We start from the raw sequence: 13,314 nt of genomic DNA, 5'->3' as shown, positions 1-13,314 counted from the left end.
GCATGGCGGATCGCTCCCTGCGCGTGGTGTTCGCCGGAACACCCGACTTCGCCGTGCCCTGCCTCGAAGCCTGCCGTACCTCTGGCGTGGATGTCGTGGCCGTCTACACCCAGCCTGATCGACCCGCCGGTCGGGGACGCAAGCTCGCGGCCAGCCCGGTGAAGGAAGCCGCGCTCGCTGCGGGTATTGCCGTCGAGCAGCCGGAATCGTTCAAGGCCGAGGCCGACCGTGAGCGCCTGGCGGCCTATGCGCCCGACCTGATGGTGGTGGTGGCCTACGGCCTGATCCTGCCTCGCAAGGTGCTAGCCATCCCGCGCCTGGGTTGCTGGAACGTCCACGCCTCGCTGCTGCCGCGCTGGCGCGGCGCCGCGCCGATCCAGCGCGCGATCCTGGCGGGCGACGCCGAGAGCGGTGTCGACCTGATGCAGATGGAGGCCGGCCTCGATACCGGCCCCGTGCTGGTCGAGCGCCGCACGCCCATCGCCGCCGACGAGACAGGCGGCAGCCTGCACGACCGCCTGTCGGCCCTTGGTGCCGACGCCTTGGCCGAAGGCCTGCGCCGCACGCTCGAAGGCGAGACGCTGGTGGCACGCGCCCAGGCAGCCGAGGGCGTTGAATACGCCCACAAGCTCGACAAGGCCGAGGCGCGGCTCGATTTCGCACTGACCGCCATCGATCTCGAACGCAAGGTCCGCGCCTTCGATCCCTGGCCCGTGGCCGAGGCCGAGGTGGCCGGCGAGCGCCTGCGTATCTGGTCCGCGCGCGCCATTGACCGTGTCGCGGACGCGACACCCGGCGAGGTGATCGCCGCCTCCCGCGACGGCATCGATGTCGCCTGCGGTACCGGCGCGCTGCGCCTGCTCGCCGTGCAGCGCGACGGCGGCCGCCGGATCGGCGCCGCCGACTACCTCAACGCCCGGCCGAAACTGCGGCGGGCCGCGTCGTGAGCAAGGCCCCTTCGGTCCGCGCGCTCGCGGCCCAGGCGCTGGCCGACATCGCCCTGTCCGGCCATTCCCTGCGCGAGGTCGCCGATCGCGCGCTTCCGCGCCTGCCCGACGCTCGCGACCGTGCCCTGCTCACCGCCTTGCTCAATGAAGGCGCACGCTGGTGGCCGCGCTTCGACGCCGCGATCGACCGCCTGCTCGACAAGCCGATCCGACGCAACGAACCGGTGATCCACGCGCTGCTCGTCACGGCCCTGGTGCAGTTGGAAGTCCTCGAATTGCCCGAGTACGCCGCCGTCGCCGCCACCGTGGAGGCCGTGCGCGAACTGCGCCGCCCACGCCTGGCCGGCCTCGCCAACGCGGTGCTGCGTCGCTGGCTGCGGGAGCGCAGCGCGTTACTCGCCGCCTTGGATGCCCGCCCCGCCACCCGGCATGCGCATCCCGCATGGCTCGCGGCCGCGATCGATCGCGACTGGCCCGGGCAGGCCGACGAGGTGCTGGCCGCCGCCAACCGAGAACCACCGCTGATGCTCCGCGTGAACCGGCGACGTGCGGATCGCGCCAGGGTGGCCGATGAACTGCGTGCCGCTGGCCAGGAGGTCGAACTCCACGAATGGCTGGTCGACGGCCTGATCCTTCCGCATAGCACCGACGTCACGCGACTGCCCGGTTTCGCCGAAGGACACTTCGCCGTCCAGGACGGTGCCGCCCAGGTCCCTGCCGACCTGCTGGACCTCTTCGATGGCCAACGCGTGCTCGATGCGTGCGCCGCGCCGGGCGGCAAGGCCTGTCATGCGCTCGAACGCGCCGACATCCGCCTGCTTGCCGTGGAGTCCGAGTCGCGCAGAGCACCGCGCATCCGGCAAAACCTCGAACGACTGGGGCTGCACGCCGATGTCGCGGTCGCCGATGCCGGAGACACCTCGGCATGGTGGGATGGCCATGCCTTCGATCGCATCATGATCGACGCGCCCTGCTCCGCCACCGGCGTCATCCGGCGCCGTCCCGACGTGCGCCTGCATCGACGAGAGTCGGACATCGATGCCCTGGTCATCCAGCAGGAGCGCATCCTCGACGCATGCTGGACGACGCTCGCACCCGGCGGCCGCCTGCTTTATGTGACGTGCTCGATCCTTCGACGTGAAAACGAGGGCGTGATCGATGGATTCCTTCATCGGCACGCGGATGCCGCCTTGCGGTTCTCGTTGCCGGCGGGAGAGGCCGCCCATGTGGGGTGGCAGGTGCTGCCCGGAAACGGCGACCTCGACGGCATGTACTACGCCCTGTTGGAAAAAAAGGCCAACTGAACAGGCGTGTCCGGATCGCCATTCGGACGGACCAGTCGGTGATGTACCATCGTAATGTCACGGCAACCCGTGGCACCGTACCGTTGCTTGCATTCACGCGGCCGCGGCGTTTTCCCGACGGGCGTTGATGGAAAGAACACGCATGACCGCAGCCGCCACGGCCGCCCCTCCCCAGTACACCTGGCGTACCGTCCTGCTGAGCGCCCTGGTCGCCCTCGTGCCGCTTGCCGTCTCGGTACCCTTCAAGTCGAAAGCCATCCTGCTGCTCGGCCTGCTTGTCACCGGCATCGTGACGATCGTGCGCCACCCGGATACGCGGCTGCGCTACAGGCTCGTGCGCGCCATCGTCATCGTCTGCTTTCTTCGGTTCGCCTACGCGATCTTCAATATCGCCTGGCACCGGCTCGGTTGGGGCGAGCTCGATCTGCCGGCCCAAACCCTGCTCTACCTGGGCACCGCCGCCATCTTCACGATGGCCCTCGACTGGCGCCTGATCTGGAACCTCCTGGCGGTTGTCACCCTGGTGCTCGGCGGCTCGTGCATCGTGCAGCACCACCTGATGGGCGTGGAGCGCGCATACGGCATCAGCGGCGGAGAGTGGAGCGCCATCGAGTTCACCATGGTCACGCTGTGCATGGTGCTGTTCTCGATCATCCGGCTGATGCAGCCCACCGTAGCGCTTCGCGAGCGCTGGCTGCATGGCATCGCCGTCGCCGTCGGCGCCTATGGCGCCATCCTCACCCAGAGCCGCGGGCCGATGCTGGCCTTCCTGCCCGCGCTGCTCGTCATTATCGCCCTTCATGTCCGCCGGACCCACCGCTGGCGCGGTGCGTTGATCTTCCTCGGCATCCTGATCGTGGGCGTCGCTGGCAGCACCACGATGCTCAACCACCAGGTCATCCATCGTTTCGGTGAGGTGAGTGGCGAGATCTCTACGTTCAGCAAGGACAACACGGCCGGTCCGGTCCGGGAGCGCCTCGCCATGTGGGAGTCTGCCACCCAGGCGTTTGTTCAGCATCCGCTGGACGGCGTGGGGCTCGACCAGTTCGGCGTCTACAACCGGGCGCGTATCGCGCGCGGCGAAGTGTCCGAGACCATCGCCAAGTACGACCATCCGCATAACGAATACCTGGAGGCCGCGGCGGCCGGCGGCGTGCCGTTGCTGGCGATCATGCTCCTGATCTTCGTGCTGCCAGGCATCCACTTCGCCCGTCGGGTCGGCGACGACGACGAATGGACGGCCACGCTTGCCACGGCCGGCCTCGCCATCGTCATCGTCTATGCGCTCTCGGCCATGACGGACAACGTTTTCTATCGCGCCATGCCGCATTCGTTCTACCTCTATCTCGTCCTGGGCTTCATGCTGGCAACGGTGCTTCCGGTGCGCATCGCGCGGCACGTGCGGGCCGCAGCCTGATGGCACGCATCCACCTGCTGGCGTGGGACAACCAGCGCGGCCTTTCCCATGACATCGAGGTCGTCGAGAACGCCTTGCGCGACCTGGGCCATGACGTCACCGTCAGCCGGCTTGGCTCGCGACGCCACGATGGCGCCTGGCGCCTGCGTGGCATGCGACTGCGCATGTGGCTGGCCTCCTGGCTGAGCCTCGGTCGACGCCGCGCACGCTTCGATATCAACCTCTCGCTGGAACATGTCAGGCCGGCGAGTTTCGGGCTGGCCGACATCAACCTGCTGATGCCCAATCCGGAATGGGTCTCTTCGCGTAGTCTGCGCTACCTGCCGCGCTACGATGCCCTGCTCACCAAGACCCACGAAGCCACCCGCATCTTCGAAGCACGCGGCCTGACGGCCATCGAAGTCGGCTTCCGCAGTCGCGACCGCCACGATCCAAGCGTGCCGCGCAAGCCACACTCCTTTTTGCATGCGGCAGGTTCAAGCCACCTGAAGGGCACCGCCACGCTGGTCGAGGTATGGAAGCGTCATCCGGAGTGGCCGCTGCTCACCGTGCTGCGCGCCGGCCCGTCCGCCGAAGACGATGGCGGTGCGGCCAACCTGCGCATCGTTCGCGAACGCCTATCCGACGAGGACGTGCGTCGCCTGCAGAACGAACACGTCTTCCACCTTTGCCTGTCGCAGACCGAAGGTTGGGGTCATTACCTGGTGGAAGCGATGAGCTGCGCCGCCGTGGTCATCGCCTGCGATGGTGCGCCGATGAACCAGATGATCGACGACAGCCGCGGCATCCCCGTGACGGCCCGCGAGGGCGATGCGTACCATCTGGCTCGCACCTGGCATGTGGACGAAACCGCCCTCGAACAAGCCATCGAGCGCGCGCTGACGATGGGCGACGATGAACGCCGGACCCTCGGCGCCAATGCGCGCGCGTGGTACCTCACCAACCAGATCGCCTTCCCGGCACGCCTGGGCGCGGCGTTAGATTCCCTGGACTGACGCCGGCCTCAGATCGGGCGGCGGCGTCGCGAATTCGTCGAGGTACTGGTCGAGCCCCAGTTCGCTACGCACCAGTTTCCGACGACGCGTGTCGTCGAGGATGCGATCGTTGGGGTTGTCGATGATGTTCTTGCGCGTGCGGTGGTAGAGGTGCGTGGCCAATCCGCTGAAGCGCATTTCACGGCGACGCAGGCCCATGTGGTAAGCGCGGTGCACCAGCTCGGTGTCTTCGCGGCCCCAGCCGGTCATCATCTCGTTGAAGCCATTCAAAGCGAGCAGGTCATTACGCCAGAAGCCCATGTTGCAGCTCTTGATGCCGCGCGTTTTCTGGCTCGGCTTCGCGTACCAGCGCGCCAGCCAAGGCATGCGCAGGGTGTGGCGGCGGCGCTCGATACCCGGGGTGAAGAACGTGGCGCGTACCGATCCGTCAGCCAGCATCCGCTGCGTAAGCGATTCGTCGCTGAGCACGCGCGAACCCTGCACGTAGCAGCCCTTCATCGCGAAGGCCTCGTGGTCGGCGATGAAGTTCGGCTCGGCCACCATGTCGCCGTCCAGCAGGATCACGTAATCGCCCGTGGCCGCCGCGATCGCGCGATTGCGGGCCCGGCTCATCCGGGCACCGTCGTCGGGCTGCCACAAGTGGACAAGACGCGTGGGGTACGTGGCCGCGACACGCTCGAGCATCTCGCGCGTCTCGGCTCGCGAGCCGTCGTCGGAGACGATGACCTCGTCCGGCAGGCGGGTCTGTCGGGCCAGCGCCTCGAGCACGCGCTCCAGGGCCGTGGGCCAGTTGTAGGTGAGGATGGCGACGGAGATACGCATGACCGGCGAAGGATAGCCGTTTCCGTCCGGGCCCGGGGACGATTCGGGTAGACTTCGCCGATGGCGAGCCTCCCCCTGACCCTAGTCGTTATCACGTACAACGAGGCGCATACGATCGCCCGTTGCCTGGACAGCGTGCCCTTCGCCGCCGAGAAAGTGGTGGTGGACAGCGGCAGCACCGACGATACCGTGGCCATCGCGAAAGCCCATGGCGCCCGGGTGGTGCACCAGGACTGGCTGGGCTTCGGCCCGCAGCGCAATTTCGCCACCACCCAGGCCAGCCACGAGTGGCTGCTGGCCCTGGACGCCGACGAATTCCTCTCCCCCGAACTGGCCGCCGAACTGGAAGCCGCGTTGCCGGCCATCCAGGCCAGCGGCGACGCCGCCGCGTACCTGCGCCGTCGGACCATCTACATGGGCCGGCCGATGCGCTGGTACCGCCCGGCCATGGGCGAGAAAATGGCGCGCCTCTGGCACCGCGATCGTGCCCGCTGGACCGACGCCCGCGTGCACGAATCGCTGCGCTTCGACGGCCCGTCGCGAACGCTACGTGCGCCCTTCGACCACGTGAACAACCCCAGCCTGGTCGAGAAGCAACTGAAGGTGCTGCGCTACTCCGAACTGAAGTGCCGCGACTGGTACGACAAGGGCAAGTCCACGCGCATGTGGCAGACCCCGTTCGTCTTCTGGCTGGCCTTCATCAAGGACTACTTCTTCCGCCTCGCCTTCCTCGATGGCTGGCGCGGTTTCATCATCGCGCAGACCGCGGCCAGCTACGCGATCTACAAGCGCATGCGCTACTACGAAATGCGGCACAACCCGGTCTCCCGCGACTCGGCCGCCACCGCCCTGCATCGCCACGGACTCGACCGCGGCTCGGACACCACGACATGAAGAAGCACTACCTCCTCTACGGATCGGAACGCTACGCCCTGGCCATCCTGCGCCCGTTGCAGGACGCCATCCGCGCGCGCGGCCACGAGGCGGCCTGGTTCTTCGACGGCCCGGGCGGCGAAGACCTCGTCGACGGCGAGGTCTGGCTGCGCACCACCGAAGAGGTGCGGCGCTACAACCCCATCGCCGTGATCACCTCGAGCAACGCGGTGCCGCATTTCTTCCCGGGCGTGAAGGTCGAGACCTTCCACGGTTTCGACGCCGGCAAGCCCAGGCACATCTACATCCGCGGCTTTTTCGACCTGTACTGCACCACCGGTCCGCGCGACACGAAGTCCTTCGGCGAGATCGCCGGCAAGCTCGGCCATTTCGCCGTGAAGGAAACCGGCTGGCCGAAGCTCGATCCCTTCATGGGCGAGATGGGCCGTCGTCCGGTGCCGGACGTGCGCCAGCCGCCGGTGATCCTCTACCACTCCACGTTCTCGCCTTCGTGGAGTGCGGCGGAGATCCTCCACGACAAGGTCCGCGACCTGTCCCGCGACGGGCGCTACCGCTTCATCGTCACCTTCCATCCGAAAATGAACCCGGAAACGGTCGCCAAGTACCGCGCGCTGGAAAACGATCACCTGCGCTTCGCGAACGACGACAACATTCTCGACCTGTTCGGTCAGGTCGACATGATGTGCTCGGACACCTCGTCCGCACTCAACGAGTTTCTGCTCACCGGCAAGCCGGTGGTCACCTTCAAGAACCGCCGCCCGGGTCCGCAGCTGATCGACATCGACGATCCCGAGCAGTTCGCGCCGGCGATCGAGCGCGCCCTCTCCCGGCCGCCGGAACTGATGCAGGCCATCGACGACTACGCCAATGCGATCCACCCGTATCGCGACGGCCGTTCGAGCGAGCGCGTGCTCGACGCGATCGATGCCTTCATTGCCGAAGGTGCGCGTAACCCACGCCGCAAGCCGTTCAATCTGTGGCGAAAACTCAAGATCCGCAAGCGCATCGGGTACTGGGGCCCCGCCTGAACGAAGCGGGCCTCCACGCGGCCAACACCCGGGGCGCGGTAGGACTTCAGTCAGCCAAACCGATCTTCACACGTTAGACTGTTCATGATCTTTTAACGGTGACGACGCCCTTGTCCTACAGCGCCTATACCCGCTCGGAACACCTTCGCGCCCTGTGGCCCTGGCTGCCGCTTTGGGGCGCCATGGCCCTGCTGGCCATCTTCGCGCACGGCCCGATGCCGATGTTCTCGACGCGCACCCTGGCCGTGGCCTGGGAAATGTGGGCGCACGGCCACTGGCTGGTGCCGCACATTAACGGCGAACCGTACAGCGAGAAGGTGCCCCTGCTGTTTTGGCTGATCCACGCCGGCTGGGCGGTGTTCGGCGTCAACGATGTCTGGCCGCGCGTGCTCGAGGTCATCTTCGGCGGCGCCCAACTCGTGCTCACCTCCGTGCTGGCCAGCCGCCTGTTCCCCGGGCGCCCCTGGGCGGCCAAGGCCACGCCCTGGCTGCTGATGGCGCTGTCGTATTCGTTCCTGTTCGGCCTGCAGATCATGTACGAGGTGCTCCTCGTCGTCTGGGTGCTGGCCGCGCTGCTCTGTCTCACGCCCACGGCCACGCGCGCGCAGCCGCGCTGGTGGCTGTTCGGCATCGTCATCGGCGCCGGCCTGCTCACCAAGGGCCCGGTGATGATCGTGCACGTGATCTTCCCGCTGCTGTTCGGCCCGCTGTGGAACGACTGGGCGCGACAGAACAAGGCGCGCTGGTACGGTTTCGGCCTGCTCGGCCTGCTGATCGGCTTCGCCATCCTGTTGGCCTGGGCCCTCCCCGCCGGCGAAGCGGGCGGCGAAGCCTATCGCCAACGGCTGTTCTTCACCCAGACCGCCGGCCGCGTCGTCGACAAGCACACCCATGGCCTGCAGAACCATGCCCGTCCGGCGTGGTACTACCTGCTCTTCCTGCCTGTGATCGCCTTCCCGCTCAGCGGCTGGCTGCGCGGTATCGTCGCCCTTCCCACCGCCCTGCTGCGCAAGCCGTGGCGCCCGGGCACCGGTGCCGCCGTGTGGATCACGGTGGCGTCGCTGGTGCTTCTGCTGGTGTCCGCCGCGTTCGCGCACTTCAACGCGCGTGTCGAGCAGGCGCTGGTCATCCTCGCCTTCGTGCCGCTGTTCGTCGCGCTGATGCGGCAGCCGATCGAGCCGGGCCTGCGCTTCCTCGTGGCGTGGCTGTTCCCGGGGCTGCTAATCTTCTCGCTGATCAGCGGCAAGCAGCTTTACTACCTGCTGCCCGAACTGGGCGGCGTGACCATGCTCGTGGCCGCCTCGGTCGCCGACCTGCGCGAGCGCCACAAGGGCTTGGCGACGCATTACGCCTTGGGTACCTGGCCGCTATCGGTCGGCGCCTTCCTGCTCGCCATCGCGCTGTTCGCCATGCCGTCGGTGGTGCCGACGCGCTTCGCGGACAACATCTGGCTGACGGGCATGGCGCCCTATGCGCGCTTCTTCGCCGTGATCTTCATCGTGCTGGGCGCGTTGCTCCTGCTGCGCGGACGCGGCGAGATGCGTCGCCTTGCCTTCGCCGGCCTCATCGGCACCGTAGCCCTCAATGCCCTGTTCACCATGGGCCTGTGGTATCGCTACGACCTCGCGCCCGCCTCGGCCTACCTGGCCCAGGCCGATGCCGCGGGACGCCCCATCGGCAACCTCGGTGCCGAATACAACGGCCAGTACCACTTTGCCGGTCGGCTGATGCATCCCATCGCCCGCATCAACAACGTGCCCGGCATGACCAGCTCCTCGGACGATGACGACGACGACATCGTGCACGACGGCGACAGCCTCGAGGACTTCGCGCGGCACCATCCGGACGGCCTGATCGTCTCCTACGCCAAGCATCCCCCGGCCGACGCCTTCCGTTACGCACGACTGATCCAGCCCTCGCGCACCGGCTGGCTGATGATCTGGGACGCGAACACGCTCCAGTCGCTGCAGACCGGACGCGTACCGCCGGAGCCGGCTCAGCCCACCCTGCTTTATCCGCAGGAGTACTGGCGCACGCGGACGGCGATGCGATGAGCGATCCCCTCGTCGAGCGCCTGCGCGCGCAGATCGGCGGCCCCCGCGACGGGGCCCTGCTGCGCTTCTCCATCGGCAACGCGCTGCTCGGCGACGGCCAGTACCTTGAAGCCTCGCATGCCTTCCGCGAGGCCCTGGTGTTCGACCCGAGCTATTCGGCGGCCTGGAAGCTGCTCGGCAAGGCGCTGCTGGCGAAGGACGACGAGACCGCCGCCGCCGACGCCTGGCGCAAGGGTATCGAAGCCGCCGCGGCGCGCGGCGACAAGCAGGCCGAGAAGGAAATGACCGTCTTCCTCAATCGCCTTACGCGAAAGGGCTGATCGTCTTGTAGGGATCGGCGCGGTCGTAGGCCGTGTAGCGCTTGTAGTGCCACTGATACTGCGTGAAGGCACGTTCGACGCACTGCTCCACCCCGCGATTCAGGGCCGCGCAGGCCACCTTCAGGTCGGTGCTGTCGATGCCTTCCGGCGCCGGCAGGACATGGATACGGAAACCCCTCCCCTCCGGCAGTCGCTCCGCGAAGCTGAACAGCACGGTGGCTCCTGTCCGCGCGGCCAGGCGCGGCAGCAACACCATCGTGAGCGCATCCACCCCGAAGAACGGCGCGAACTCGCCCTCGCCCTCGCGGGGCTTCTGGTCGGGCAGGATACCGACCGTGCCACCGGCCCCCAGGCGCTTGAACAAGGTGCGCACGCCCGCACCCTCGGCGCGGACCTGCTCAGGCGCCAGCTTGCCGCGCACCTTGCGCAGCAAGGCCTCGATGGCCTGGATGCGTGGCGGGCGATACAGGATCGCCATGGGTGTCTTGCTGCACAGCCAGTAGTTCAGGAGCTCCCAGCAACCCAGGTGCGGTGCCGCGACGATCACGCCCTTGCCCGACGCCAGCGCGGCCTCGAACAACTCGCCGCCGACCACCTCGCGGACCAGCCCCAGCGCTTTTTCGGCGCCTCCGCCCCAGATCGCCGCCACCTCGGTCACCGAGCGACCGGAGTCCTCCATCGTCTCGCGCAGCAGCGTGGCCCGCTCGCCGTCGCCCAGCGCAGGGCGAGTCAGCTTCAGGTTCACCGCCGTGTAGCGCGCGCTGCGCGACCGCGACGCCAGCGAACGCCGACCGATCCAGGCGCCAAAGGCGTGGACGGTACGCAAGGGCAGGAAGCTGACAAGGCGCAGCAGCAGATAGAGGAGGTAGATGTCCGGACGCATCCGCGGAAGTTTAGGAGATGGGGGCCGCCAAGTGGCGCATAAGCGCCCGCGTGCGTTTCAGGGAACGAAATACGCCACGGAGGCATCCAAAGGCTCGCGAACGAGGTCGTCCGGTGGGCGCCACTCCCTTAAGCTATGCCGCCAGCCGCCGCTACGGAATGTCATGATTGCACTGATCCAGCGGGTCGAATCCGCGCGAGTCGATGTGGACGGGGACACGGTGGGCGCCATCGGCGCCGGCCTGCTCGCCCTCGTGGCCGTGGAGCCCGGCGACGGCGAGGCGCAGTGCCGGCGGATGCTGGAGCGCCTGCTGGGCTATCGCGTGTTTTCCGACGCGGAAGGCAAGATGAACCTCGGCCTCGCCGAGACCGGCGGCGGCCTGCTCCTGGTCAGCCAGTTCACCCTGGCCGCCGACACCCGCAAGGGCATGCGCCCCAGCTTCACCACCGCGGCGCCCCCCGAGGAAGGCCGGCGCTGGTTCGATCGCCTGGTGCTGCTGGCCCGGGAAGCCCACCCGGGGGTGGAAACCGGGCGCTTCGGTGCCCATATGAAGGTTCACCTGATCAACGATGGCCCGGTCACCTTCCGTCTGGAGGTGCGCTGAGGCATCCCTACGGGCCGGATGGCCCTTTCCCCTCACCGGATTGCGTCTTTTGGGCCCAAATGGCCGTTCTGGCGCGATTTTTGCGTACTCCGGATGAGGCCGATCCACTTGAAAACTGGTCAAAAAATCATCAAATGACTATACTGATCGATTCCTGTAACCCCCGCGGCGGTCGGCATGACTAATAAAGCTCACGAGCAACAGTCGGAAATCAAGCAGCTCATTTCCAAAGGCCTGGAGCAGGGCTACCTGACCTACGCGGAAATCAACGACCACCTGCCCGACGACATCGTCGATCCGGAGCAGATCGAAGACATCATGGCGGTGCTCAAGGGCGTCGGCATCGAAGTCCACGATTCCGCACCCGACACTGACACCATCAGCGATGGCGCCGCCCCCGGCTCCACCTCCGACGACGAGTCGGCGGCCGAAGAAGCCGTGGCGCTGCTGTCCGCCGTCGACTCCGAAGTGGGCCGCACCACCGACCCCGTCCGCATGTACATGCGTGAGATGGGCACCGTGGAGCTGCTGACCCGCGAAGGCGAAATCGCCATCGCCAAGCGCATCGAAGAGGGCCTCAACCAGGTCCAGACCGCGCTGTCGTCCTTCCCGCTCACCATCCAGCTCCTGCTCGAAGAGTACGACCAGCACCTGGAAGGCAAGCGCCGCCTCAGCGAGATCCTGGCCGGCTTCGCCGACCTGGAAGCCGCCGAGGACCAGGCCCAGGCCGCCGCCGCAGCCAACCCGGTGGACGTCAACGACGCCGAGAGCGACGAGGAAGACGACTCCGACGACGCCAGCAGCGACGAGGACGAGGGCCCGAGCGGTCCGGATCCGGAAGAAGTGAAGCGTCGCATGGAAGAACTGCGTTCGCTGCACGGCAAGTTCCAGAAGTCGGCGCCCAAGGCCGAGATCGCCGACAAGAAGGTCGCGAAGATCCGCGAACAGATGTCGGAAGCCTTCCTCAACCTCAAGCTGCCCTCGGCCCTGATCGACAGCTTCGTGCGCAAGCTGCGCGAAGTGGTGAACGACATCCGTCACCACGAGCGCATCCTCATGGACATCTTCGTCAAGCAGGTGAAGATGCCGCGCGCCGAGTTCCTGAAGAGCTTCCCGTCCAACGAAGGCAACATCGAGTGGGCCGCCGAGCTGTCGCGCAAGCGCCAGAAGTGGTCGCCGAACATCAAGAACTTCCGCGAGGCGATCGACGGCGAACAGGAAAAGCTCGCCCAGATCGAGCGCACGCTTTACCTGCCGCTGACCGACATCAAGGAAATCAACCGCGCCATGTCGATGGGCGAGGCCAAGGCCCGTCGCGCCAAGAAGGAAATGGTCGAGGCCAACCTGCGCCTGGTCATCTCCATCGCCAAGAAGTACACCAACCGTGGCCTGCAGTTCCTCGACCTCATCCAGGAAGGCAACATCGGCCTGATGAAGGCCGTGGACAAGTTCGAATACCGTCGCGGCTACAAGTTCTCCACGTACGCCACGTGGTGGATCCGCCAGGCCATCACCCGCTCGATCGCCGACCAGGCGCGCACCATCCGTATCCCGGTGCACATGATCGAGACGATCAACAAGCTCAACCGCATCTCCCGCCAGATGCTCCAGCAGTTCGGCCGCGAGCCGACGCCGGAAGAACTGGCCAAGGAAATGGAGATGCCCGAGGACAAGATCCGCAAGGTGCTGAAGATCGCGAAGGAACCGATCTCCATGGAAACCCCGATCGGCGACGACGAGGATTCCCACCTTGGCGACTTCATCGAGGACACCAACGCTAGCTCGCCCATCGAGTCGGCGACGGAAACCGGCCTCATGGAAACCGTGCGCGACGTGCTCGCCGGCCTCACCCCGCGTGAAGCCAAGGTGCTGCGCATGCGCTTCGGCATCGACATGAACACGGATCACACGCTGGAAGAAGTCGGCAAGCAGTTCGACGTCACCCGCGAGCGCATCCGCCAGATCGAAGCCAAGGCCCTGCGCAAGCTGCGTCACCCGAGCCGCTCGGAGACGCTGCGCTCGTTCCTCGATATCGATTGATCGGTA

12 protein-coding genes are annotated in these 13,314 nt (G+C 66.9%); 10 read left to right on the top strand and 2 right to left on the bottom strand.

From position 1 onward, the window contains the following. Window positions 1–2 precede the first annotated feature (2 nt). The 4 genes from fmt to GAK28_RS07745 all read left to right on the top strand — a co-directional run bounded on the left by fmt (window position 3) and on the right by GAK28_RS07745 (window position 4,663). Window positions 3–947 carry a methionyl-tRNA formyltransferase gene (fmt, locus tag GAK28_RS07760; protein ID WP_291776809.1) on the top strand — a complete coding sequence of 315 codons (945 nt, stop codon included), beginning with the start codon at window positions 3–5 and terminating at the stop codon, window positions 945–947. Then, on the top strand, window positions 944–2,251 hold the full coding sequence (gene rsmB / locus GAK28_RS07755; RefSeq protein ID WP_291776808.1) for a 16S rRNA (cytosine(967)-C(5))-methyltransferase RsmB: 1,308 nt from the start codon (window positions 944–946) through the stop codon (window positions 2,249–2,251). The genes fmt and rsmB overlap by 4 nt, the downstream gene beginning before the upstream one ends. Window positions 2,252–2,393: 142 nt before the next feature. Beyond that, window positions 2,394–3,668 carry an O-antigen ligase family protein gene (locus GAK28_RS07750; RefSeq protein WP_291776807.1) on the top strand — a complete coding sequence of 425 codons (1,275 nt, stop codon included), beginning with the start codon at window positions 2,394–2,396 and terminating at the stop codon, window positions 3,666–3,668. Next, window positions 3,668–4,663, top strand: a complete 996-nt coding sequence (locus GAK28_RS07745) for a glycosyltransferase (protein ID WP_291776805.1) — start codon at window positions 3,668–3,670, stop codon at window positions 4,661–4,663. The genes GAK28_RS07750 and GAK28_RS07745 overlap by 1 nt, the downstream gene beginning before the upstream one ends. Here GAK28_RS07745 and GAK28_RS07740 read toward each other — a convergent pair. Then, the gene (locus GAK28_RS07740) at window positions 4,646–5,485 is read right to left on the bottom strand and encodes a glycosyltransferase family 2 protein (protein WP_291776803.1); all 840 of its coding nucleotides are present in this window, start codon (window positions 5,483–5,485) and stop codon (window positions 4,646–4,648) included. The genes GAK28_RS07745 and GAK28_RS07740 overlap by 18 nt on opposite strands. A gap of 60 nt (window positions 5,486–5,545) precedes the next feature. Here GAK28_RS07740 and GAK28_RS07735 point away from each other — a divergent pair, with 60 nt between their 5' ends. From GAK28_RS07735 to GAK28_RS07720, 4 genes are all read left to right on the top strand, one after another. Beyond that, complete coding sequence (locus GAK28_RS07735; protein ID WP_291776801.1) at window positions 5,546–6,379, top strand: glycosyltransferase family 2 protein; 834 nt, start codon at window positions 5,546–5,548, stop codon at window positions 6,377–6,379. Continuing rightward, window positions 6,376–7,407 carry a CDP-glycerol glycerophosphotransferase family protein gene (locus GAK28_RS07730; RefSeq protein WP_291776798.1) on the top strand — a complete coding sequence of 344 codons (1,032 nt, stop codon included), beginning with the start codon at window positions 6,376–6,378 and terminating at the stop codon, window positions 7,405–7,407. The genes GAK28_RS07735 and GAK28_RS07730 overlap by 4 nt, the downstream gene beginning before the upstream one ends. Window positions 7,408–7,517: 110 nt before the next feature. Continuing rightward, window positions 7,518–9,461: a glycosyltransferase family 39 protein gene (locus GAK28_RS07725; protein WP_291777202.1), complete on the top strand. Its 1,944-nt coding sequence runs from the start codon at window positions 7,518–7,520 to the stop codon at window positions 9,459–9,461. Next, window positions 9,458–9,781, top strand: coding sequence for a hypothetical protein (locus GAK28_RS07720; protein ID WP_291776797.1), 324 nt, complete (start codon window positions 9,458–9,460; stop codon window positions 9,779–9,781). The genes GAK28_RS07725 and GAK28_RS07720 overlap by 4 nt, the downstream gene beginning before the upstream one ends. Here the strand turns inward: GAK28_RS07720 and GAK28_RS07715 are convergent. Then, window positions 9,765–10,664 (bottom strand): lipid A biosynthesis acyltransferase, encoded by a 900-nt coding sequence (locus GAK28_RS07715; protein ID WP_291776796.1) that lies wholly within the window; start codon window positions 10,662–10,664, stop codon window positions 9,765–9,767. The genes GAK28_RS07720 and GAK28_RS07715 overlap by 17 nt on opposite strands. A gap of 163 nt (window positions 10,665–10,827) precedes the next feature. On the opposite strand from GAK28_RS07715, the gene dtd reads away from it, so the two are divergent. Both dtd and rpoD read left to right on the top strand, forming a co-directional pair. Beyond that, a complete protein-coding gene (dtd, locus tag GAK28_RS07710) occupies window positions 10,828–11,268 on the top strand; it encodes a D-aminoacyl-tRNA deacylase (protein WP_291776794.1) in 441 nt (146 codons plus the stop codon). A 177-nt stretch (window positions 11,269–11,445) separates the two neighbouring features. Further along, window positions 11,446–13,308, top strand: a complete 1,863-nt coding sequence (rpoD, locus tag GAK28_RS07705) for an RNA polymerase sigma factor RpoD (protein ID WP_291776792.1) — start codon at window positions 11,446–11,448, stop codon at window positions 13,306–13,308. Window positions 13,309–13,314 lie beyond the last annotated feature (6 nt).

It is taken from the genome of Luteibacter sp., assembly GCF_009912395.1.
Classification (GTDB): Bacteria; Pseudomonadota; Gammaproteobacteria; order Xanthomonadales; family Rhodanobacteraceae; genus Luteibacter.
The sequence above is the reverse complement of the archived record's forward strand: the minus strand, read 5'-3'. Positions and strand labels throughout refer to the sequence as shown.